The organism is Gordonia terrae (assembly GCF_051789125.1).
Lineage (GTDB): Bacteria > Actinomycetota > Actinomycetes > Mycobacteriales > Mycobacteriaceae > Gordonia > Gordonia terrae_A.
The window spans coordinates 5,124,350-5,146,108 of record NZ_CP196526.1 but is presented as its reverse complement, the minus strand read 5'-3'; the positions used below and the strand labels follow the sequence as shown (position 1 = coordinate 5,146,108).

The window sequence follows — 21,759 nt, the reverse complement described above, 5'->3', positions numbered from 1 at the left end:
GGAGTGGTTACTTCTTGCCGGGATCGTCGGCGGTCGCGATCTCGACCTCCGCGGTGGCCTGGATCAGCGCCAGTAGATCCTTGTCGAGTCCGGGCGCGAATTCTTCGCGGCGTTCCGGTGCGATGGTCATGGGGAATCCTTCCGGCATGACCTCCGTGCTGAGTTCGGTCCCGTCACCGCTGGGGGATGCGCCGCGGTACAGCTTTGCCGCGTCGCTCTGATTGTCGGCGCTGAAAGTGAACTGGACGCTCTGCAATCCCTGGTCGACAAGCTTCTTGACCTCTGGGTACCGCTCGGCGTTGGTCTTCGGGATGGGCAGGATCGATCCCCAGTTGACCCCGAGACTCTCCAGCGCCTTGGCGAAGGCGTTCTCGTGCGCCTGATCCCGGACGATCAGATAGGCGATCGTGGAGCGGGCCGTCTTGTTGTCGGTCATCTCGTAGATCCGGCATTTCTGCAGTCGGCCGGTGGATTCGAGCATCAGGTTGTAGAGCAGGTCGAGAACGAGGTTCCCGCTGTTGTAGACATACGACCCCGACCACGGATTGCCGGCGGCGTCGACCGGCAGAGCACCCTGTGCACCGACCAGATAGTGGTGAATGTTGCTGGTGTCCAGGGCGATCTTGAGGGGCGTGGACCCCTTCTCACCTGGTTTGTCGACCGGATCGGTCTTCTTGCCGCTGTACTCCGGCGAGCCGTCGAGCAGGCGCGAGATGGTGGTGCCGATGAGTTCGACGTGGCTGATCTCTTCGGTCCCGACACCCTGCAGCAGATCCCGGTACGGCTTGGATGCGGGATCGCCACGGAAGTTCATGGACTGGAAAAGGTATTGCATCATCGTGCGCATCTCGCCGAACTGCCCGCCGAGGCCCTCCTGCAAGGCGTTCGCGGCGGCCGGATCGGGCTCGTCGACGGCGATCTCGTTGATCAATTGCTGAGTGTGTAGGTACACAGGCTCTCCTCGAGCTCGTATGGAGGCGGACCGGCGGTGCCGAAGTTCGCAGATGGTGTGATCGAGTGGCTCGGGACCGGCTGTGACAGAAGGTGAGCAATCCGGCTCGCGGACACCTACACCTCTCCGCCACCCGTCGAAGGGGGCCACAACATCAACAGAGGCCACATTTCTGGAGCAACTGGTACGCCGAGCAATACCCATGCCGCCATGACACAAACACGCCGGACCGGACCCGGCCCCTCTGGGGACGACCGGGGTCGGTCCGGCGTGTGAGGAACGATCGGTACCGCGCTCAGCTCGGACACCTGGTGCCGACGGTTGAGACGCCCATGTCAACGGCGTTCAGGAGGGGCCCTGGTCGAGGTCGAGTAGGGCCCGGACGAACGGGGTTCTGCGTGTGATCGCCACATCACCGATCGGCCCCGCGATTCCGCGTAGGGCGGCGACCCGACCCCACTTCGCGGGAACGGTCACCGAGCGGCGGCGGCGTTCGATCCCGTTGACGAGCGCGGTTGCTGCCTCATGGGCGGATATCTTGGTGGAGAACGATTTCGGCAAGGTGTGCAGGAGGGCCGCCGCACGCGGGTCGTTGTCGACGCCATCGCGGATCATGTCGGTGTCGATGAGGGAGAAATACGCCACCATCGCCGACGCGCCGTGCGCGGCGAGCTCGACACCCAGTCCGCGCCCGATCTGCTCGACCGCGGCTTTGCTCATGGCGTAGGGGATGCTCCCGGCACCGTTGAGATAGGCGAACACCGAGCTGAGGACAACGACCTGACCGCGGTTGGCTATGACGGAGTCGAGTGTGGCGGAGAGCGTGTTGATGACGCCGTTGATGTTCACGTCGACGACGGCCGATACGTCAGTTGTCGAGAGACTACGCAGGGTTCCGGTGCGTCCCAGGATGCCTGCGTTGGCGATGACGGTGTCGATCCGGCTGTACACGCCAAGGGCTTGGCGCACCGCGATGTTCACCGACTCGAGGTCGGTCACGTCGCATGCCAGGTGCAGCGCACTTCCCTCGGGCAGTGTGCCTGCGACCCGTTGCGCTGCGGCGGCATCGATGTCGGCGAGAACCACCCGCGCCCCGCGCTGGGTCAGGATTCGTGCGGTCTGCGCGCCGAGACCCCGCCCGGCACCGGTGAGGAACACGACTTTGTCGCGTAGAGGGTAGGTCGCCATGTCACTTCCCCCGCCCGTGTTCGCCTGCCGCGGTTGGGGTGCGGTGGACACCGCGGCTCACGGTGGGCATCCCTCCGAAACGGAGACCGAGCGCGTCTTCTCTGTCTTGCGTGTAGGCGTCGGTCATCGGCCGGCCGTGCTCACGGCGTCCGTCGCCAGGTGGGCGAGCAGCTGGTCGGTGAATTCGCGATGGTTGTGGAAGACACCGCCGTGACCGGCGTCGGGGTAGATCGTCAGCGTGCTGTTGGGGATTCGACGGTGCATGTCGCGGGAGAGCTCGGTGGGCACCATGCGGTCGTGGTCGCCGTTTGCGATCAGGGTGGGCGCGGTGATCCGGGACAGGTCTTGGGGTTGTTGTCGTCCCCAACGGCGAATCGCTGCGATCTGCCGGTTGAATCCGCGAATCGCCATGGCCTGGTCTTTGTCCACGACGCGCTGGGCGATGCGGTTCAGGTAGTCGCGGGCGGCGGCTTTGCCCGCGGGCGTGCGGGGGAAGAACAGGAACTCCTTCGGGTCGGTGCGGTGCAGGGCTGCGCGCAGAATGTCCCAGAAGATGTAGGCGGGCCCGGTCGGGCGGTCGATTCCCTTCCCACCTGCCGGGCCTGTGCCGGTCAGGACGAGCCTGCGTACCAGTCCGGGGTCGTCGAGAGCGATCTGCTGGGCGATGAAGCCGCCGAGCGAGAAGCCGAACAGGTCGACGTGCTCGAACCCGAGGGCCGCGATCATGGCGCGTGCGGTGTCGGCCATGTCTTTGACGGTGTCCGGGATCGTTCCGCCGGAGCCGCCGACACCCGCGAGCTCGAGCGCCACGACCCGGTGTTCGGCCGCCAGGGGATCGAGGACCGCGGGGTCCCATTCGTCAAGGGTGGCCCCCAGGTGGGTCAGCACGACGACCGGTGTGCCGCCCGTCGGTCCGAGGTCGCGGAAGACCAGCGATTCACCGGCCACGGTGATGGTGCTGTTCGGCGTCTCCGACCAGGTTGTCGGGCGGGACGACTCGGATGCGGTGGCGTTGTCGGTCGTGGCGTCGACGGAGCCTTCGGCGTCGGTCTCGGCCAGACCGGTGGTGACGGCATCGGGACGGGTGGTGACCAGTACCTTGCCGCGTCGGCCGCCGGAGAGGACCTGCTGCATGGCGTCGAGCGTGTGGTGGAAGGGGAGAACGCGGTCGACGACGGGCCGCAGCGTGCCGCTGTCGACAAGTCTGACCAGAGTCTCCAGAGTCGTGCCGTCGGGCTCGATGAACAGGAACTTGTAGCCGACGCCGAGCTTGCGGGCACGGAGTCGGAGACCCGCACTCATTGCACCCAGAGCGAGTTTCACGGGCAGGGGCGCGCCGGCCTGCTCGGCCAGCCCGGGATCGGGGGTGCCGGCGATTCCGACCACGAGTCCCCCGGGGCGAACGACCTCGAGCGAGCGGCTGGTGGTCTCGCCGCCCTGGGTGTCCAGGACAAGATCGACAGGGCTGTCGGCGAGTTCGGCGACGAAGTCCTGGTCGCGGTAGTCGATGACCTTGTCCGCGCCCAGCTCGCGCACGAAGCCGGCGCCGGCGGTGGAGGCGGTGGTGACGACAGTGGCACCCAGGTGCTTGGCGAGTTGAATCGTCAGCGACCCGACGGCACCGGAACCGCCATGAACCAGAACCCGCTGGCCGGGCTGCACGTGGCCGAGGGTGACCAGCGACTGCCAGGCGGTCAGTGCGGCCACGGGTAGTGAGGCCGCCTCGACCAGGGACACACTTGTCGGTGCGGGCGCCAGCGCCGCCTCGTCGACGACGGCGAACTCCGCGTAGGCGCCCATGGCCTCGACGCCTGTATACGCGATCACGGTGTCCCCGACCGCGAATTTCGAGGCGCCCTCCCCGACCGCGACGACCTCACCGGAGAGCTCACCGCCGGCCACGCCCGGCAGGCGGGGGTGGAACAGCAGCTTGAATTCACCTGTCCGGCTGCGTTCGTCGGCCGGGTTGATGCCGGCGGCCGCCACCCGAACCAGGACCTGACCGCGGGCGGGGGTCGGGCGGGGTATCAGCGCCCGCTCGAACGGGGCGCCGTACTTCCTGAGGATGAATGACTCCACAACTGTCTCCGTCTCCCGCGAGCGCAGCATCGCGAGTAGTTACGTTCTGTTATCACTTTGCGGTGACGCTACACTCGGTAGTAACAGACTGCAACCACTAGGAGTGACGATGATCGCCCGACCTCGATCGGCCTGCCCGGTCAACCGGACGTTGGAGATGGTGGGTGACCAGTGGAGCCTGCTGATCCTGCGTGACATCGCCATGTACGACCGGCGTTCGTTTCGCGAACTGCTCACCGGCAGCGAGGAAGGCATCAGCGCACCTGTCCTGTCTCGCCGGCTCACCGACCTCACCGCGTCGGGGTTCCTGTCCAAGACGGAGGTGTCGCGCGGGCAGCAGGGGCGCTATTCGCTCACCGAGCTCGGTCTCGACACGATTCCGCTGCTCGTCGAGCTCGGCCGTCTGGGTCGCAGGATCGATCCGACGACGATCGACCACTCAGATCTCCTCGAGCACCTTCATCAGCACTTGGAGGCGTTGCGCGAGTCCCACCTCGGAGTCGCCAATACCGCCTGAGCGGGTGCCATCATCTCGCATCGACGGGTGTCAGCTCGCCCGCCCGTCGTGGTGACCACGGCTGACGTGGCGTAAAACGCCGGTCCCGGCGACCCCGCGCTCAGCGGCAGACGGCGCCTTGCGACGCCGAGGTGACGAGCTTGGAGTACTTGGCCAACACACCACGCGTGTACCGCGGCGGCAGGGGAGTGAAGTCCTGTGCGCGAGAGGCGAGTTCGTCATCGTCGACGAGGAGGTCGAGGAGACCGCGACCGACGTCGAGCCGGATGCGGTCGCCGTCACGGACCAGCGCAATCGGTCCGCCGTCGACGGCTTCCGGCGCGACGTGGCCGACGCACAGACCCGTGGTGCCGCCCGAGAACCGGCCGTCGGTCATCAGCAGTACGTCCTTGCCGAGTCCGGCGCCCTTGATGGCGCCGGTGATGGCGAGCATCTCGCGCATACCCGGCCCGCCCTTGGGGCCTTCGTATCGGATGACGACCACGTCCCCCGCGGTGATGGTGCCGTCCTCGAGGGCGTCCATCGCGGCGCGCTCCCGATCGAAAACCCTTGCCGTGCCCTCGAAGACGTCGGAGTCGAAACCGGCGGACTTCACCACCGCACCTTCCGGAGCCAGCGACCCCTTGAGGATGGTGATGCCGCCGGTCGGATGGATGGGCGACTTCGTGGCCCGTAGGACCTGACCGTCGGGATCAGGTGGCGCGATGTGGGCCAGGTTCTCCGCGACCGTGGATCCGGTCACGGTCAGGCAGTCGCCGTGGAGGAGTCCCGCGTCGAGGAGCGCCTTCATCACCACCGGCACACCGCCGATGCGGTCGACGTCGGTCATCACGTGCCGGCCGAACGGTTTGACGTCGGCGAGGTGCGGAACCCGGCTGCCGACCCTGATGAAGTCGTCGAGCGACAACTCGACCTCGGCCTCGCTGGCGATGGCGAGGAGATGGAGCACCGCGTTGGTGGAGCCACCGAACGCCATCACCACCGCGATCGCGTTCTCGAAGGCCTCGCGGGTCATGATGTCGCGGGCGGTGATCCCGCGGCGCAGCATCTCGACCACGGCGATCCCGCTCTTCCGCGCGAACTGGTCGCGGCGCTTGTCCGGGGCCGGGGGAGCAGCGCTGCCCGGCAGGGACATACCGAGTGCCTCGGCGGCGCTGGCCATGGTGTTGGCGGTGTACATGCCGCCACATGCACCCTCACCCGGACAGATGGCGCGTTCGATGGTGTCGACGTCCTCGCGGCTCATCAGTCCGCGAGAGCAGGCGCCCACCGCCTCGAACGCGTCGATGATGGTCACCTGACGCTCTTTGCCGTCGGACAGCGTCGCGTATCCGGGCAGCGTCGAGCCGGCGTAGAGGAACACCGAGGCGAGGTCGAGACGGGCGGCCGCCATGAGCATGCCGGGCAGGGACTTGTCGCAACCGGCGAGCAGGACCGAACCGTCGAGCCGCTCGGCGCTCATCACGGTTTCGACGCTGTCGGCGATCACCTCGCGGGAGACCAGCGAGAAGTGCATCCCCTCATGCCCCATCGAGATGCCGTCGGAGACCGAGATGGTGCCGAACTCGAGCGGGTAGCCGCCGCCTTCGTGCACGCCCTCCTTCACGGCCTTGGCCAGCCGATCCAGCGACAGGTTGCACGGCGTGATCTCGTTCCACGACGACCCGACACCGATCTGCGGTTTCACCCAGTCGTCGTCCCCCATGCCCACCGCGCGGAGCATGCCGCGGGCGGCGGTCTTCTCGAGGCCGTCGGTGACGTCGCGACTACGAGGCTTGATGTCGATCTCGGCGCCGGGTTCGGTTCGCTTGGTCATGAAGGCAACAGTAATGGTCGTCCCGGACGAGTGTTCTCGAGTCCGCGTTCGAGGACCGGCGACGATTCGGTCTCCCGACCGTGCGCGGTCAGCACAGAACCGTGCGCTCGTGACCAGATCCATCGCGGCGGGAGTGATTAAGGTCCACCTCGACCCCATCTCTCGTGGAAAGGCCGCCGGCATGAACCCCAGGATCGCGCTCCGAAAACTGGCCGGACGGGCTGTGCTCGTCTCGACGCTGATGGCCGCGGCCGTCGGCCTGTCCGTGGCGCCCGCCGACGCCCAGCCGTCGAGTCCGACAGTCGTCCTGGTGCACGGGGCGTTCGCCGATTCCTCGGGCTGGCGCGACGTCGCGCAGGATCTGCGGAGCCGTGGACTTGCCGTGCAGACCTTCGACAACCCGCTCCGGTCCCCGGCCTACGATGCCGAGCAACTCGAGAAGAAGCTGGCGACGATCGACGGGCCGATCGTTCTCGTCGGCCATTCGTATGGCGGCTTCGTCATCACCAACACCCAGGACCCCGACGTCCGCGCCAACGTTTACATCGCCGCCTTCGCACCCACCTCCGGCGAGTTCGTCCAGGGTCTGCTGAACCCGCTCACCTATCCCGGCAGCCGGTTGCTACCGCCCGCGCTCCAACTGAAGGTCGTCGAGAACGACCCGACCGGGGTCGCCGGACGCAATGTCGACGGCTACATCGCCCGCCCGTACTTCCGTGAGATCTTCGCTCAGGACGTGTCGCCCGCTGTCGCCGCCGACATGTTCGCGCACCAGAAGTCCGCAGCGCTACGCGCCAACCTGGAACCGTCGGGACCGCCGTCGTGGGCACGGGTGCCCAGCTGGTACCTCGTCTCGCAGCAGGATCGGGTGATCCCGCCCGCGCTGCAGCGTTTCCTGGCCGGACGGGCCGCCCCCGGACGCACCGCCGAGGTCAACGCATCTCACGCGTCGCTGGTCTCGCGTCCTGACGCCGTCTCACGCATCGTGCTCCGAGCGGTCGACGCGACGCAGCCGAACTGACGACGCGGCATGATCGTCTTCGACAGCGCCGATCATGCCGAAGCCGACCGAGTCGATGTGGCACGCACGGTCTTCGGTGAACAGGCCGCTCCCTCCACGGTGACCTTCGCCGGTGAGACGCGGATGGTTGCGGTGATGGAGGCGTGGAGATTCGGTCGCGTCAACCTGTTCTGCGCGTCGATGACGGGCAATCAGCTGACGCGGAGCCGTCGCAACATCCGCTCGGGCCCGGCCGGAAACGTCGCCGTGGCGTGGCAGGAGTTCGGCGTGGCCCGCTTCGAACAGCACGGACGGCGTCGCGAGGTCCGGCCCGGGAATCTGATGCTCGTCGACCTCGACCGTCCCTATGGCTTCAGCTGGCCGGGGTGGGGACGATCGAGGTGTCTCAACGTGCCGCTCGCTGCGTTGGGCACCGGTCACGACGAGCTTCGACGCGCGGCCGACCGTCTCGGGCACAGCCCGGTGTATCCGCTTCTCCGCCGGCACATCAGGGGCCTGTGCCTCGGACGGGAGGATGAGGTGCCGTCGAGTGCGGCCGACTCGCTGGGGAACGCGACGATCGCTCTGGTCCGTGCGTTGATCGAGACCGCGGCACACGATGATCCTCCGGTGCCTGACCACGACGGGGTGCGCGACCTGGTCGGCGCCGTGATCGACAGCCGGCTGCACGACCCCGACCTCGACGCCGCATCCGTGACCGCGAGTTGCGGACTGTCGCGTGTCGAGGCCTGTGGCCGGCTGGCCGAGTCGGGGATCGATCTGGATCGGTGGATCGCGGCCCGACGGGTGGCCGCAGCAGGCGCGGCGTTGCGGGCCTCCGACGTCCCGCCCGACGCCGACTTCGCGATGTCGCTGGGCTTTTCCGACCTGAGGTCGTTCGTCGATGCCTTCGTACTCACCCACGGGATGACACCGCGACTGTGGTGGGAGGCTCACGGAGAGCCGTAATTGTGCCCTGACCGGCGGTAACTCCGTCATCAAGGGAGTTCCGCCGGTATTCTTCGTGCTCGATCATCCATTGCCGTCCAGCGAACGTGTCAGATGAGGGGGCCCGGACATGGCCATCGTCTTCGCCTCGCACGAAGTGGCGGAGAAGGACCGCCGAGAGGCGACCTACTCGGCCTTTCTCGACCAGATCTGGCCCACGTCGGTGGAGTTCGACGATCCGCTCCGCACGGACGCGACCATGGAGCGCATCCCCTACGGCAGCACGAGCATCTTCCGCTCGTACCTCACCGGACTCCGGTTGTCGCGCAGCCCGGCCCAGATCCGGAGCGGTCCGTCGGAGGTGCTGGCGATCGCGGTGCAGGAGCGCAGTGTCGGCGGCTTCGACCAGTTCGGGAACCAGCAACGGCTGCGGGTCGGCGACATGATGCTGTGCGACCTGAACACCCCCTACGACTACTACTGGCCCGGGGAAGGGGCATCGCAGGCCCTGTACATCCCGCTCGACGAACTCGACCTCCCCCACGAGGTGGTGCGTGGCGCGGCTGGCCGTCTGGCGTCAAGTCCACTCTGTTCGCTGATGACCGACCGGATCGGGTCGATGGCCGACAACGGTGACGGACTGGCCGCCGATCCGATTGCTGCAGAGGCGATCGGCTCGTCGACCATCGACATAGCCCGCGCGTTGCTGGCGTCGGCCCACGATCCCGACCATGCCCGCGACGCCATGGCGGCCGTGCTCCTCCCGCGTATCCGGGGCTACGTGCGACGGCACCTCGGTGATCCGAATCTCTCGGCCGGGATGATCGCCGATGCACACGGGATCTCGGTGCGAAAGCTGTTCCGGCTCTGCGCGGATGCGGGATTCGGACTCGAACAGTGGATCATCGCCTGCCGGATGGAGGGTGTCCACGACGACCTCGCCCGCCCGGAGACCCGCCACCAGTCGGTCGCGCTCATCGGCCGCCGCTGGGGAGTGACCAACCCGTCCTTCCTGAGCCGGCGGTTTCGTGAGGTGTACGGGATGACGCCACGGGCATGGCGGGTGATGTCCCTGGCGCAGCGGGACGACACGTGACCCCGGGCCGGGAGACGGCCCATCCGGGTGCCTCCCCATGTGCGCCGTGGCACGGGGTCAGTGGCGCCGAAGCGGTGGTCGCATCAGAAGCTCTGTCGGCGACGCACTGGCCGATGGGTGAGGGCATGTGGTTGACCACCGCCGAGCACCGCGGAATCAGACTGGCCCGCAACAGGTCCGCCGACGAGCGAGCAGAGGGGGTGCTGGTCGTGGCGGTCCCCGGAAACGATGAGTGGACCCTGCGTCGAGGCGCCGGAGATCAACAGAGTCCACGATCGCTGACCGTCGTCGATGTGTTGTCACCCTTCGACTTTCGAGCTCACGGAGCCGGGTCGCTGGTCGCGCTGCAGGTTCCGCAGGGATGGCTGGCCCTCGCTCCCGAAACCGTTCGGCGCGGACTCGATCGCTTGCGCGACGTCAACCCGTTGCTCGGCTTCGTCCGTGACCACGTCCTGCACCTGGCGCGGCTGGCGCTGGAATGCCCCGAGTTGCTCCCGGACCTGGCCGCACCGACCAGTGCGGTGATCCGGTCCCTGATCCTCACGTCGGTGGACGCCGGCGACCGGCCGGGGTCGTCGGAACTGGTCGCCTCGGTGAAGACCTACATCGACGAGCACCTCACCGACAGCGGGTTGTGCGCGGACACCATCGCCGCGGCCCACCACGTGTCGACTCGGAAGCTGTACGCCGAGTGGCCGTCCGCCGAGGGGCGACTCGGCGACTACATCATCCGACGGCGGCTGGACCGCGCCCGGGACGCACTCATCGTCCGGCGATACCTGACGATCCCGGCGGTCGCCCGGGCGCACGGATTCAGCGACGCGACTCATTTCGCCAAGCGATTTCGCGCAGCGTATGGCCTGTCGCCGTCGCAATGGCGTCGCGACAACGCGAGACCCTGACCGGATCGTGCGGCAGGCGCCGCCGCGACCCCGCGCCCTTCGCTGAAGAAGTACGGTGCGAGCCGCTGTCGCCACATGTGACCGTCTCCACAACCGGGCCGCGTCACCGACAGCACAGAACCGTGCACCCTCGACACGATCCGCGGCCCGGTTTGCTCTTACGGTGGTCCCACATCGACACCGGAGGATCCCGGAGGACCCATGCCCTACGTCACCACGCTCGACGGAACCGAGATCTACTACAAGGACTGGGGTACCGGACGTCCGGTGCTTCTCAGCCACGGGTGGCCGCTGAACGCGGACAGCTGGGAATCGCAGCAACTCTTCCTGGCGCAGAACGGGTACCGGGCCATCGCGCACGACCGTCGCGGGCACGGGCGGTCGTCGCAGACGTGGTCGGGCAACGAGATGGACACCTATGCAGACGATCTCGCGGAGCTGATCCGGCATCTCGATCTGCAGGAGCTCACTCTCGTCGGGTTCTCCACCGGCGGTGGCGAGGTCACGCGCTACATCGGGCGGCACGGCACCGATCGGGTGGCGCAACTGGTGCTGGTCTCCGCGGTGCCCCCGTTCATGCTCAAGACCGACGACAATCCCGGCGGCGTCCCGATCGAGGTGTTCGACGGCATCCGGTCGGCGTCGACGGTCGATCGCTCACAGACCTACCGGGACCTTGCCGATGGGCCCTTCTTCGGCAACAACCGGCCCGGCCAGAACCAGTCACAGGGCATGCGCGACGCCTTCTGGCGGCAGGGCCTGCAGGCGGGCGCGCACAATGCCTACGAGAGCATCGCCGCGTTCTCGGCCACCGACTTCCGAGCCGACCTCGAACGGGTCGACGTGCCCACGCTCGTGATTCACGGCGACGACGATCAGGTGGTGCCGTTCGACGTGGGCGGCAAGGCGTCCGCCGAACGGGTCGCCGGGGCCGAGCTGAAGGTCTACCCCGGTGCGCCACATGGAATCACCGACACCCACAAGAGCGAGCTCAACGACGATCTCCTCGCCTTTCTCGACACCTACACCGCCCCCTGAGCCCACGCTTGCGGCCACCGACAACGGAGACATCTCATGACCACACCGTCCCCCGACACCATCGTCCTCATCCACGGGTTGTGGGTCACGCCCCGGTCCTGGGAGGAGTGGATCACCTACTACCAGGACAAGGGGTATCGGGTCATCGCACCCGCGTATCCCGGCTTCGAGGTGGAAGTCGAAGCCCTTCGCCAGAACTCGGATGTGATCGCCGACCTCACCGTGCCCGCGACGGTCGACCATCTCGCCGGGATCATCCGCGCACTGCCGTCACCGCCGATCATCATGGGCCACTCCTTCGGAGGCGTGCTCACGCAGTTGCTGCTCGACCGCGGGCTCGGTGCCGCGGCGGTCGTGATCGATTCGGCGCCGACCGAAGGTGTACGCACACAGCCACTCTCGCAGGTTCGCTCGCTGTTCCCGATTCTCAAACGGTTCTCGAACCGCCACAAGGCCGCCGGCTTCACACCCCGGGAGTGGCAGTACGCGTTCACCAACACCCTGAGCGAGGAGGACTCGCGTGCGGTGTACGACCGATATGCGATCCCCGCGCCCGGCTCGTGGGTGTGGAAGTACGGAGTGTTCGCGAACCTCACACCGGGGCACCAGGAGACCTGGGTGGATTACCGGCGCGACGACCGCGCGCCCCTGCTCTTCATCGCCGGCGGGGCAGACCACATCATGCCGCCCGCGGTGAACAGGTCGAACGCCAAGAAGTACCGCCGGTCGAAGTCGGTGACGGACTACCACGAGTTCGCCGGGCGGTCGCACTGGACCTGTGGTGAGCCCGGGTGGGAACAGGTCGCCGACCACGCGCTCCGGTGGGCCGAGGACCACGCGACGCGGGGAGCGTTGCCCGCGTGACCCACCCATGTGCTCCCTGAGGTGTGAGGAGTGCCAGCGGCCCCCACTGCTCCCTGAGGTGTGTGGAGCGATAGCGACGAGCCTCGAAGGGCGCCGCCCGCCCGGCCACTCGTATAAGCGGGTCCGCATGTCCGACAACCGCACCCGCGGCCGAGCCGTGCGAGTCGGTGTGCGCATGTAGCGTGGTGTCCTGTCACCACGTGCGCAGCACATCGGATAGCGAGGACTCCACATGGCACTTCACGCATTGCTCGCCAAGGCCGGGGCAACGGTCGCGACGGGCTTCGTCGGCGCGGTCGCCTACGACGCCGTACGCACCGTCGCCCGCCGCGCCCCGCTGCGCGAAGGTGCTGTCGTCGCCACCACGTGGGGAATCCGCGGAACCCGCAAGGCCGAAGAGGTGGCCGAGTCGGTGCGGCTCAACACCGCCGACATCGTCGCGGAGGCCAAGGAACGGCTGGGTGAGGAGGCGACTCCGCCGGGAACGGCCGTCGCGCACGACCACGACCACGATCACTGAATCGTGAGCGCGTCGGCGCCTACGCAGGACATTCCCGCGACCGAGATCCTGGTCCTGTCATCAGCGGCGGGTCGGGTCCGCATGACGGTGCCCTGGTTACGCGGACCGGCCCGGGGAGCGGCCGATCGTCGTGCCGTCGCCATCGAGGAGAGCGTCGCCCGGGTCACGGGTGTGCGGGCCGTACACGCCTATCCCCGGACAGCATCGGTCGTCGTGTGGTTTCGGGCCGACACCGAGCGAGCCGCGATCGAGCACGCGATCGCAGCTGCCACCGCGGCGGATCCGGCCAATCTTCCTGACCGGGCACCACATTCGGCGGATGTGACGAACGCCGATCTGCTCCGCATGGGCGTCGGCGCCGCGGCCCTCGTGTTGCTGGGCTTCCGACGTTACGGCTTCCGTCGGCCTCCATTGCTCGGCCCGGCGTCGCGCACCGTGGCCACCGGCGTCACGATCTTCTCCGGCTACCCCTTCCTCCGCGGCGCCCTGCGCTCTCTGCGCGGTGGGCGGGCCGGCACCGACGCCCTGGTGTCGGCGGCCACCATCGCGAGTCTGCTGCTCCGCGAGAACGTCGTCGCCCTCACAGTGCTCTGGCTGCTCAACATCGGGGAGTTCCTGCAAGACCTCACGCTCCGACGGACCCGTCGCGCGATCACCGACCTACTCCGCGGCACACAGGACACGGCGTGGGTGCGTCTCGAGGACGACACCGAGGTCCAGGTGCCCATCGACGCACTGCACGTCGGCGACGCGGTCATCGTGCACGAGCAGGTCGCGGTTGCGGTCGACGGTGTGGTGATCGACGGCGAGGCCGTGGTGGACCAGTCCGCGCTGACGGGCGAGAACCTGCCGGTCACCAAGCACGTCGGCGACCGCGTCCAGGCCGGTTCGGTGGTTCTCACCGGCCGGATCGTCATCGAAGCCGACGCCGTCGGCGACGACACCTCGATCGGGCGCATCATCGGCCGCGTCGAGGAGGCCCAGCGCGACCGCGCGCCCATCCAGACGGTCGGGGAGAACTTCTCCCGCCGATTCGTGCCCGCCTCGTTCGCGATGGCGGCGCTGACCCTGCTCGTCACCAGGGATCTCCGACGCGCGATGACGATGCTGCTCATCGCCTGTCCGTGTGCGGTCGGACTGTCCACGCCGACCGCGATCAGCGGGGCCATCGGCAACGGAGCACGCCGCGGCATCCTGATCAAGGGCGGCTCGCACCTCGAGGCGTCGGGCCGGATCTCGGCGGTGGTGTTCGACAAGACCGGCACCCTGACGGTCGGACGTCCGGTCGTCACCAACGTGGTCTCGTTCTCCGACGACTGGCAACCCGAACAGATCCTCGCGTACGCGGCGAGCTCGGAGATCCACTCGCGTCATCCGCTCGCGGAGGCGGTCATCCGTTCCACCGAGGAGCGGCGTATCGAGATCCCGACCCACGCCGAATGCGAGGTGATCGTCGGGCTCGGGATGCGTACCCGCGCCGACGACGGCCGCGTCCTGCTCCTCGGGAGCCCGTCGCTTCTCGACCGGCACGGTGTCGCCATCTCCGACGACGCCATCGACTGGGTGAGTCGGTTGCGACAGGCGAGCGAGACACCTCTGCTGCTCGCCGTCGACGGCACGCTGGTCGGTCTGGTGAGCCTCTCCGACGAACTACGACCCGAGGCGCGCGAGGTGCTCGACGCCCTGCGGGCCGACGGTGTCACGGAGATCGCCATGCTCACCGGCGACCACCCGGTCACCGCTGCCACCATCGCCGCCGAACTCGGCATCGAACGGTGGGCGGCCGAGGTCACGCCCGACGACAAACTCGCCGTTGTCCGCGAACTGCAGGCACTCGGGCACGTCGTCGCGGTGGTGGGTGACGGCGTCAACGACGCTCCCGCCCTGGCTGCGGCCGACATCGGCATCGCCATGGGGCTGGCGGGCACAGACGTCGCCGTCGAGACCGCCGACGTCGCCCTCGCCGGGGACGACCTGCGCAAGCTGCTCGACATCCGGGATCTCGGCTCGCACACCGTCGAGGTGATCCGCCAGAACTACGGCATGTCGATCGCGGTCAACGCCCTGGGTCTGGTGATCGGCGCCGGCGGCGCGCTCTCCCCGGTGTTGGCCGCGGTGTTGCACAATGCGTCCTCGGTTGCGGTGGTGCTCAACAGTTCTCGACTCATCCGCTATCAGGTCGACGCCGCCGACACCGTGACGCGTTGAGGAGCCTATCGTGATCGATCCGCCGACGACGAGTGCGACATTCGAGTGCCCGGCCGGCACCGTCATCGGCCGGGTCTCGGGAGAGGTGGTGCGAGCCACCGGAATCCGTTGTGCACGCGCGGCCCGATTCGAGGTGCCGACACCACAACCGGTGTCGGCCACGCCGATCGACGCGACAGCGCTGTCTCCTGCTTGCCCTCAGCGTGACGGGGAGGGCATCGTCGACAACGCATTCGGTGAGGCAGCACTGGGCGAACTGGTCGGGGACGAACACGCGCAGTACGTGTCGGTCACCGTGCCGGTCGATCGCCGGCCTGACGAGATCCTGCCCGTGATGGTGTGGATCCACGGCGGCTCGTACATCATCGGCGCCGCCGATGCTCCCTGTCACGATCCGTCGGCGCTGGTCGCCGAGCAGCGGGTGATCGTCGTGTCGGTGACCTACCGCCTCGGTCTGTTCGGCTTTCTCGGCGACGGCGTGACGCGGCCGGCGAATCTCGGCCTGCTCGACATGATCGAAGCCCTCCGGTGGGTGCAGCGCAACATCGCGGCCTTCGGCGGTGACCCCGACGCGGTGACGGTCTTCGGTGAATCGGCGGGTGGTGACGCGGTCGCGCAGCTGATGGCGGCCGACGGTGTCTCGGGCTTGTTCCACCGCGCCATCGTGCAGAGTGCGCCGCTCGGTATCACCCGTCGGCGGGAGCGGTTGCACGCCGACATGTTCGCCGCATCGCACGAGGTGTCGGCATCCGCGACGATCGAGGAGGTCCTCGACGTCCAGGAGTCGATGATGGGACTCAAAGCGGTGCTGCAGCATGGTCTTCCCGCTTTCATGTCCTTCGGGCCACAGTACGGGCATCACCCGTTGCCATCCGAGAGCGAGGTGGACGCGGTGTGGGAGGAGCGCGCCAGCGAGGTCGAGCTCTTGATCGGGTGGAACAGCCGGGAGGCCGGGTTCTTCACCGCAGCCATCGGCGGCGTCTCGTCGTTACCGGCTGTTCCGGTCGTCGGCACCCGACTGTACGAGGGTCTCGTCCAGCAACTCACCCGTGCGATCTACACGTCGGCGGCCAATCGCTTCGCGCGGCGGCACCGGCGGGCCGGCGGCAAGGCCGCGCAGTACGTCATCGAGTGGGGCGCAGACGACCACCCCTTGCGCGCCGTGCACACCGTCGACATCCCGCTGCTCTTCGGCACTCCTGACATCTGGGAGGGTGCCCCGATCCTCGCCGGGTACGACGCCGAGAGAGCCGCAGAGGACGGACGTCGTCTCCGCCGGATCTGGGCGGGCTTCGCACGAGACGGTTGGACCGCCCCGTCGGACGTACCGGGCTTGATCCGTTTCCCCTGACCCGCGGCGTTTCGTAGCAGGAATGCGCGCCATATCCGCATTGGCGCTACGGATTCCCGCGCGCCCGGCAGCTTGTCAGAGTCCGATCTTCATCCCGGCGCCGGCGTCCACCCGCAGCTGCTGCCCGGTCACGAACCGCGACTCGTCCGAGGCCAGGTACACAACCGCGTGGGAGATGTCGGCGGCGTCGACCCAGGGAGTCGGCATGAGCTGCATGAACGGGAAGGTCTCCAGGGCATCCTCGCGGGTGGGGTTCTCGAGGTCGGGACGGAATGTCCGATACATCGGGGCACTTTGCAGCATGTCGGTGTCGACGTTCGTCGGGTGGACTGTGTTCAGGCGAATGTTCAGCGGCCCCAACGTGAAAGCCAGCGACGAGGTGTAGGCCCCGAGCATCTTCTTGGCCAGGCCATAGCCGTCGCCGCCCGGGCCTTGCAGCGCCTCCATGCCGTTGATGCCGGTCTGGGGAACCTGGCCGGCGACCGATCCGGTCACGATGATCGACGCACCCGCCGACAGGTGGGGGAGTGCGACATGTACGGCGTTCACGACGCCGACGAAATCGACGTCGAAGGCGTCGACGAAGCCTTCGATCCCGACGTCACGACCGAGCGGGCAGATGCCCGCATTGGCGACCACCACATCCAGACCGCCGAGCTCGGACACCGCGGCTGCGAGGTTCTCGCGCAGCGCTGTGCGATCGCGGACGTCGACTTGAGCGGTGACGCAGCGCCGCCCTGACTTCTCTACGAGTACTCGAGTCTCATCGAGATCCTCCCGAGTCGCGAGAGGGTATTCGTTGGACGCTATGTCCTCGCACAGATCGAAGGCGATGATGTCAGCGCCCTCATCGGCGAGATGGACGGCATGGCTGCGGCCCTGGCCGCGAGCGGCTCCCGTGATCAAAACGACTTTTCCCGCCACGCGATTCATGGTTCTCCTCGGTCTCTTCGATACCTGGACGTGAGAAGTGAAACACGTTCTAGTTTCGCATTCAAATGCGAATGTGGTTATGCAACAGACGTTTTCGGAACCTCTAGCTTCGTAGAGGTGCGAGGGTTCACTACCCGGCGGTCCGCACGACCGCCCCGGCTCTGATCAACCACTCGATGTCGCCGGGACGAACCCGGACCCCGGGGTTCGCTGTCGGTATCACCACGACCTGCTCGCAACGTCGCACCAGGAGTGCAAGCGCTGTCTCCGCCTGGGCAGCGGGCGATTCCGCTGTCCCGGCCACGTGTTCCTCCAGCCGGACGTTCGATCCGCCGTCGGACACCACGAGCACGCGCACTCCGGTGTCCGTGTCGTCGCCGATCACTCCGACGGCGAGCAGAAACGCCGATGCCAGAGGCGTGCCGCCGCCCGACGGCAGTCGGGTGATCGTGTCGTGAGCATCCCTCAGATCACGTGTCGGCTCCACAACCAGCTGCGCCGACGCCCCCTGGGCCGCGATCACGGCCACCTTGGACCTGTTGCCGACGGACTCTTGTATCGCGCCGATGGCCCTGCCCGCCGCGACTCGGCCCTTCACACCGCTCATCGAGTCCGACCGGTCGACGATGACGATCGTGAGCCGACCGGCGCGGCGGGTCCGGACGCTGCTCCGCAACGTGTCCCGATCGAGCCTTCCCCGGCGTGCTGCCATCGCCAGCGTCTGGTGGACATCGAGTCCGAGTGTCGGTTCGTAGTCGACCACGCGCCGGACCCGACCACGGTGTGACAGGGCTCGCGCACCTCGTCGTCCAGGTCGCTTCAGCTGCAGGTAGCGATGCGCCGCTGACACGGTTGCCCATTCAGGCATGGTCGGGGAGCCGGCATCGGGATCGGGCACTCGTGTCACGTCTGCCTCGTCGTGGCCCAGTTCTTGTCCCGAGTCGCCGGCGGGCGCCCCTCGAGCGGAGGGTGTCTGCTCGATGGGCTCAGGCGTGAGGACGGCGGCATCGACCATCGGTCCCAGTCGCGGCTCGATGACGTGGCGCGCCAATATCCTCGTCGACGACCCGGGCCCGACCCTCATGGAAAGCAGGCACCGGCAGGCGCCGATGTCCAACCGGTGGTCATCAAAGCCATTGGCGGCCAGCGACTCGACGACCCAGTTGAGCGGCGCCGCGAAGTCGGTCAGGGGCAAGCGCCGACACCGGATCGTCGGCACGACTCCGAGTCCGACGATGGCAGGCAGGCGCGACAGGAGAGCGCCGGGAACGCTCTCGACGTCAGGAGCGGAAGCGAGTATTCGGTCACTGTCGAGGAGCGCGGCGACAGCGGGGTCGACGAGTTCGGCGGCGGGGATGACGACGCCGGCCGGACCCGAGGACCGCGTGAGAATCGACTGCATCGGTGTTCCGGTCGCGGTCTCATCGGCGGTCACGTCGGCTTCGGTCATCGCTGCGGTGATCGTGATCGCGGAGCGAGGGCGCAGGTGCGCCAAGACCGCCTCCCGGCGGCCGGCGTCGCCGACCAGCAGGAGGCCGAATCGTCCACCGCTGCGCCACGTTCGGCACAGGTGGACCTGACCCGCGTCGAGAAACGACTCCGGAGGACGTTGCCAAGGGAGCATGGTCGACTCAGGCGGCCGAGCGACCGAGGGTCGCCGCCACCGCGTTCCGCACCCGCGCCGTCGATGCCGTCGGACGTTCGAACTGATCGCGCGGAATTCTATGGCGTAGAACAGGAATCGCCGCCTCTCCCAGGTCGCCCGGGGTCACGGAGGGGTGTTCTCGCAGTGCGGCGAGCGCTCGGGCCGCACGTACCAGCATCACTTCGCCACGGTGCCCGACGGCTCCGACCTCCACGCACAGCTGCACAGCGGACTCGAGGATGCGATCGTCGACGTCGACATTCTCTACTTGTCGGCGCGCCGTGGCGAGGCGTTCGGCGAGCCGGTGCTGAGACACCGCAAAACCGGCTGCGAAACCAACAGGATCAGAATCGTATTCGAGACGTTGGCGAACGATGCGCGTCCGCAGGCCCACGTCGGTGATGGTCTGCACATGAGTAGACAGGCCGAATCGGTCCTCCAGCTGTGGTCGCAACTGGCCCTCTTCGGGATTTCCGGGACCGACGAGGATGAAACGCGCAGGATGCCGGTGGCTGAGGCCGTCGCGTTCAACGATGTTGAGCCCGCTTGCCGCGACATCGAGCAACAGGTCCACCAGGAAGTCGTCGAGGAGATTCACCTCGTCGATGTAGAGGTACCCGCCGTGAGCTTCCGCCAGCAGTCCGGGACGAAACATCGCCTCCCCGCCGCGCAACGCGCGGTCGACGTCGAGCGCGCCGACGACTCGGTCCTCGGTCGCCCCGAGCGGCAGGTCGACCACCGGCGCGGCCACTCCCGCCAGCCTCATCAGATCGCCCAGGGCCCGGATGAGGGTGGACTTCGCAGTTCCCCGGTCGCCCATCGCCAGCACTCCCGAGATGCCTGGGTCGACGGCGGTCATCAGCAGCGCGTTCTTGAGGGAGTCATGTCCGAGAACCGCGGTGAAAGGGTAGGTCGTCATCCGTTTCACCCGCCGTGTTCTGCGGCGACGATGAGTGCGGACTGCAGCGACCGCGGGATGGCTCGGCAGTCGGAAGGAGATCGGATACTCACGATCCATCGCATGAGGCCACGCAGCACCGGCCCGCGGTCCGCCGTCGCGAAGGCGTGCCCGAAACGTACGCGCGCTGATCCGGCATCACGATAGGCGACGGCGACGACCGGCCCTTCATGGCACACCCCCAGGCATCCGGTCTTGATGAGAACCCCGCCCGGCGTCGTCCGGATTGTGGCTCCCAGCTGCTGCGAGTGTGCAACCGTCCCGACTCCGCCCGCGTCCGGAGCGCTCTCGTCGCGGAGCTGCCACAGGGCACTGCACCGGTGTCCCGCGCACACAGTCACCAATGGTCCGCCTCGGTCTCCGGCATTCTCGTCGCAACCCATCCCTTAACGATAACCGTTGTCATTTAGACTCGGGTATCGAACACCATGTCGACGACCAGCCGAAGGGGATCACCATGCCCGCATCCGAACAGCTCGAGCGCTTCGCCAACGGGAACGGTTTCATCGCCGCGCTCGACCAGAGCGGGGGCAGTACCCCCAAGGCACTGCGCTTGTACGGCATCGACGACGACCGTTACTCCACGGATGAGGAGATGTTCGACCTCATCAACACGGCGCGCACCCGCATCGTCCTCAGCTCGTCCTTCGACAGCGGTCGCGTCCTCGGCGCGATCCTGTTCCAGGGGACGCTCGATCGCCGCGTCGACGGTGTGGGGTTCGCGCAGTACCTGTGGGACAGCAAGGGAATCATCCCGTTTCTGAAGATCGACAAGGGGTTGCGAGACCAGGAGGACGGCGTTCAACTGATGAAGGACATCCCGGATCTGGGTAGCACCCTCGAAGACGCTCGTACGCGTGGCGTCTTCGGCACCAAGGAGAGGTCGGTCATCCACGAGGCCAGTCCCGAGGGGATCCGGCGGGTCGTCGAGCAGCAGTTCGACGTGGCGGCCCACGTTCTCGCCGCCGACCTGGTTCCCATCCTGGAACCCGAGGTGAGTATCGACGCGCCGGACAAGCGTGAGGCAGAGGAACTGCTGAAGACCGAGATCTTCCGTGGACTGGAGGGGATCGGCGACGCGCAAGTGGCCGTCAAGATCACCATTCCGACCGTCGACGACTTCTACGCCGACCTCATCGCGCACCCGAGGGTCGCCCGAGTGGTGGCACTTTCCGGCGGATACCCGCGCGAGGACGCCTGTGCGAGACTGAGCCGCAACCCCGGCCTCATCGCAAGCTTCAGCCGCGCTCTTCTCGACGGGCTGACCGACCAGCAGGACGACGCCGCGTTCGACCGCACGCTCGACGATTCGATCGACGCAATCTACCGCGCATCGGTCGACTGAGGATGTGCGTGCCATGAGTTCCGCTGGAGGGTCGTGGGTTTCCGACGCCCAGTTTCGAAGTATCGGCACGGGCCTGCGAATCCTGTCGTCGTGGACGCATGCTGACGACGCGCCCGAGGAGGCACTGGCCCGGGCGGTGGGATCGGAGCGTGACACCAACGCGGCTGCAGTCGGGCTGGCCACCGTCGCCAGGTTGCTCGCCATCGAACTCGCGGCGGCCTCGGGTCGCAGCGAACGGACGGTCATCGACGAATTGAGTGCCCTCATCGGAAGACTCCAGGACGCGAACTGAGAGTGGTCGGCGGCGCACCTCGGCGCTCGCGCATGGTTCTTGCCGAAATCGCAAGAACCAGGCCCCGGAGGCGCTGTCCATCCACTAATGACAATCGTTATCATTAA

Annotated in this window: 20 protein-coding genes; 12 read left to right on the top strand and 8 right to left on the bottom strand. The window is 67.4% G+C overall.

Annotated features, from left to right (window positions below):
- Nucleotides 1-7: 7 nt before the first annotated feature.
- The 3 genes from ACSUZC_RS23445 to ACSUZC_RS23435 all read right to left on the bottom strand — a co-directional run bounded on the left by ACSUZC_RS23445 (nucleotide 8) and on the right by ACSUZC_RS23435 (nucleotide 4,219).
- Nucleotides 8-952: a manganese catalase family protein gene (locus ACSUZC_RS23445; protein WP_439030829.1), complete on the bottom strand. Its 945-nt coding sequence runs from the start codon at nucleotides 950-952 to the stop codon at nucleotides 8-10.
- A 345-nt stretch (nucleotides 953-1,297) separates the two neighbouring features.
- Nucleotides 1,298-2,140, bottom strand: a complete 843-nt coding sequence (locus ACSUZC_RS23440; RefSeq protein ID WP_439030828.1) for an SDR family NAD(P)-dependent oxidoreductase — start codon at nucleotides 2,138-2,140, stop codon at nucleotides 1,298-1,300.
- Nucleotides 2,141-2,263: 123 nt separating this feature from the next.
- A complete protein-coding gene (locus ACSUZC_RS23435; protein WP_439030827.1) occupies nucleotides 2,264-4,219 on the bottom strand; it encodes an alpha/beta fold hydrolase in 1,956 nt (651 codons plus the stop codon).
- Between the two features lie 109 nt (nucleotides 4,220-4,328).
- On the opposite strand from ACSUZC_RS23435, the gene ACSUZC_RS23430 reads away from it, so the two are divergent.
- Nucleotides 4,329-4,736: a winged helix-turn-helix transcriptional regulator gene (locus ACSUZC_RS23430; RefSeq protein ID WP_439030826.1), complete on the top strand. Its 408-nt coding sequence runs from the start codon at nucleotides 4,329-4,331 to the stop codon at nucleotides 4,734-4,736.
- A 100-nt stretch (nucleotides 4,737-4,836) separates the two neighbouring features.
- Here the strand turns inward: ACSUZC_RS23430 and ilvD are convergent, their stop codons facing one another.
- Entirely contained in the window at nucleotides 4,837-6,552 is a 1,716-nt protein-coding gene (ilvD, locus tag ACSUZC_RS23425) for a dihydroxy-acid dehydratase (protein ID WP_439030825.1), read from the bottom strand.
- 181 nt (nucleotides 6,553-6,733) lie between these two features.
- Here ilvD and ACSUZC_RS23420 point away from each other — a divergent pair, with 181 nt between their 5' ends.
- The 9 genes from ACSUZC_RS23420 to ACSUZC_RS23380 all read left to right on the top strand — a co-directional run bounded on the left by ACSUZC_RS23420 (nucleotide 6,734) and on the right by ACSUZC_RS23380 (nucleotide 16,479).
- Nucleotides 6,734-7,573 carry an alpha/beta fold hydrolase gene (locus ACSUZC_RS23420; protein ID WP_439033214.1) on the top strand — a complete coding sequence of 280 codons (840 nt, stop codon included), beginning with the start codon at nucleotides 6,734-6,736 and terminating at the stop codon, nucleotides 7,571-7,573.
- 9 nt (nucleotides 7,574-7,582) lie between these two features.
- Nucleotides 7,583-8,521 (top strand): hypothetical protein, encoded by a 939-nt coding sequence (locus ACSUZC_RS23415; RefSeq protein ID WP_439030824.1) that lies wholly within the window; start codon nucleotides 7,583-7,585, stop codon nucleotides 8,519-8,521.
- 109 nt (nucleotides 8,522-8,630) lie between these two features.
- Nucleotides 8,631-9,596 carry a helix-turn-helix domain-containing protein gene (locus tag ACSUZC_RS23410; RefSeq protein ID WP_439030823.1) on the top strand — a complete coding sequence of 322 codons (966 nt, stop codon included), beginning with the start codon at nucleotides 8,631-8,633 and terminating at the stop codon, nucleotides 9,594-9,596.
- Nucleotides 9,597-9,670: 74 nt separating this feature from the next.
- Complete coding sequence (locus ACSUZC_RS23405; protein WP_439030822.1) at nucleotides 9,671-10,498, top strand: helix-turn-helix domain-containing protein; 828 nt, start codon at nucleotides 9,671-9,673, stop codon at nucleotides 10,496-10,498.
- Between the two features lie 201 nt (nucleotides 10,499-10,699).
- Entirely contained in the window at nucleotides 10,700-11,536 is an 837-nt protein-coding gene (locus ACSUZC_RS23400) for an alpha/beta fold hydrolase (protein ID WP_439030821.1), read from the top strand.
- 36 nt (nucleotides 11,537-11,572) lie between these two features.
- Nucleotides 11,573-12,400 carry an alpha/beta hydrolase gene (locus ACSUZC_RS23395; protein ID WP_439030820.1) on the top strand — a complete coding sequence of 276 codons (828 nt, stop codon included), beginning with the start codon at nucleotides 11,573-11,575 and terminating at the stop codon, nucleotides 12,398-12,400.
- 232 nt (nucleotides 12,401-12,632) lie between these two features.
- Entirely contained in the window at nucleotides 12,633-12,920 is a 288-nt protein-coding gene (locus ACSUZC_RS23390; RefSeq protein ID WP_388061396.1) for a DUF1490 family protein, read from the top strand.
- 81 nt (nucleotides 12,921-13,001) lie between these two features.
- Complete coding sequence (locus ACSUZC_RS23385) at nucleotides 13,002-15,128, top strand: heavy metal translocating P-type ATPase (protein WP_439033213.1); 2,127 nt, start codon at nucleotides 13,002-13,004, stop codon at nucleotides 15,126-15,128.
- A gap of 10 nt (nucleotides 15,129-15,138) precedes the next feature.
- Complete coding sequence (locus ACSUZC_RS23380) at nucleotides 15,139-16,479, top strand: carboxylesterase family protein (RefSeq protein ID WP_439030819.1); 1,341 nt, start codon at nucleotides 15,139-15,141, stop codon at nucleotides 16,477-16,479.
- A 75-nt stretch (nucleotides 16,480-16,554) separates the two neighbouring features.
- Here the strand turns inward: ACSUZC_RS23380 and ACSUZC_RS23375 are convergent, their stop codons facing one another.
- The 4 genes from ACSUZC_RS23375 to ACSUZC_RS23360 all read right to left on the bottom strand — a co-directional run bounded on the left by ACSUZC_RS23375 (nucleotide 16,555) and on the right by ACSUZC_RS23360 (nucleotide 20,398).
- The gene (locus tag ACSUZC_RS23375) at nucleotides 16,555-17,412 is read right to left on the bottom strand and encodes a mycofactocin-coupled SDR family oxidoreductase (protein WP_439030818.1); all 858 of its coding nucleotides are present in this window, start codon (nucleotides 17,410-17,412) and stop codon (nucleotides 16,555-16,557) included.
- A gap of 130 nt (nucleotides 17,413-17,542) precedes the next feature.
- Nucleotides 17,543-19,036 (bottom strand): VWA domain-containing protein, encoded by a 1,494-nt coding sequence (locus tag ACSUZC_RS23370; protein WP_439030817.1) that lies wholly within the window; start codon nucleotides 19,034-19,036, stop codon nucleotides 17,543-17,545.
- Between the two features lie 7 nt (nucleotides 19,037-19,043).
- Nucleotides 19,044-19,976 (bottom strand): ATP-binding protein, encoded by a 933-nt coding sequence (locus tag ACSUZC_RS23365; protein ID WP_439030816.1) that lies wholly within the window; start codon nucleotides 19,974-19,976, stop codon nucleotides 19,044-19,046.
- Nucleotides 19,977-19,981: 5 nt separating this feature from the next.
- On the bottom strand, nucleotides 19,982-20,398 hold the full coding sequence (locus ACSUZC_RS23360) for a hypothetical protein (RefSeq protein ID WP_439030815.1): 417 nt from the start codon (nucleotides 20,396-20,398) through the stop codon (nucleotides 19,982-19,984).
- 74 nt (nucleotides 20,399-20,472) lie between these two features.
- Here ACSUZC_RS23360 and ACSUZC_RS23355 point away from each other — a divergent pair, with 74 nt between their 5' ends.
- Entirely contained in the window at nucleotides 20,473-21,360 is an 888-nt protein-coding gene (locus tag ACSUZC_RS23355) for a fructose bisphosphate aldolase (RefSeq protein WP_439030814.1), read from the top strand.
- Nucleotides 21,361-21,373: 13 nt separating this feature from the next.
- Nucleotides 21,374-21,652: a hypothetical protein gene (locus ACSUZC_RS23350; RefSeq protein WP_439030813.1), complete on the top strand. Its 279-nt coding sequence runs from the start codon at nucleotides 21,374-21,376 to the stop codon at nucleotides 21,650-21,652.
- Nucleotides 21,653-21,759: the final 107 nt, after the last annotated feature.

Coding starts and splice junctions, on each gene's coding strand:
- ACSUZC_RS23440 (WP_439030828.1), bottom strand. CDS start 2,140: ATGGCGACCTACCCTCTACGCGACAAAGTCGTGTTCCTCACCGGTGCC.
- ACSUZC_RS23430 (WP_439030826.1), top strand. CDS start 4,329: ATGATCGCCCGACCTCGATCGGCCTGCCCGGTCAACCGGACGTTGGAG.
- ilvD (WP_439030825.1), bottom strand. CDS start 6,552: ATGACCAAGCGAACCGAACCCGGCGCCGAGATCGACATCAAGCCTCGT.
- ACSUZC_RS23420 (WP_439033214.1), top strand. CDS start 6,734: ATGAACCCCAGGATCGCGCTCCGAAAACTGGCCGGACGGGCTGTGCTC.
- ACSUZC_RS23415 (WP_439030824.1), top strand. CDS start 7,583: ATGATCGTCTTCGACAGCGCCGATCATGCCGAAGCCGACCGAGTCGAT.
- ACSUZC_RS23410 (WP_439030823.1), top strand. CDS start 8,631: ATGGCCATCGTCTTCGCCTCGCACGAAGTGGCGGAGAAGGACCGCCGA.
- ACSUZC_RS23400 (WP_439030821.1), top strand. CDS start 10,700: ATGCCCTACGTCACCACGCTCGACGGAACCGAGATCTACTACAAGGAC.
- ACSUZC_RS23395 (WP_439030820.1), top strand. CDS start 11,573: ATGACCACACCGTCCCCCGACACCATCGTCCTCATCCACGGGTTGTGG.
- ACSUZC_RS23390 (WP_388061396.1), top strand. CDS start 12,633: ATGGCACTTCACGCATTGCTCGCCAAGGCCGGGGCAACGGTCGCGACG.
- ACSUZC_RS23385 (WP_439033213.1), top strand. CDS start 13,002: ATGACGGTGCCCTGGTTACGCGGACCGGCCCGGGGAGCGGCCGATCGT.
- ACSUZC_RS23375 (WP_439030818.1), bottom strand. CDS start 17,412: ATGAATCGCGTGGCGGGAAAAGTCGTTTTGATCACGGGAGCCGCTCGC.
- ACSUZC_RS23370 (WP_439030817.1), bottom strand. CDS start 19,036: ATGCTCCCTTGGCAACGTCCTCCGGAGTCGTTTCTCGACGCGGGTCAG.
- ACSUZC_RS23365 (WP_439030816.1), bottom strand. CDS start 19,976: ATGACGACCTACCCTTTCACCGCGGTTCTCGGACATGACTCCCTCAAG.
- ACSUZC_RS23360 (WP_439030815.1), bottom strand. CDS start 20,398: ATGGGTTGCGACGAGAATGCCGGAGACCGAGGCGGACCATTGGTGACT.
- ACSUZC_RS23355 (WP_439030814.1), top strand. CDS start 20,473: ATGCCCGCATCCGAACAGCTCGAGCGCTTCGCCAACGGGAACGGTTTC.
- ACSUZC_RS23350 (WP_439030813.1), top strand. CDS start 21,374: ATGAGTTCCGCTGGAGGGTCGTGGGTTTCCGACGCCCAGTTTCGAAGT.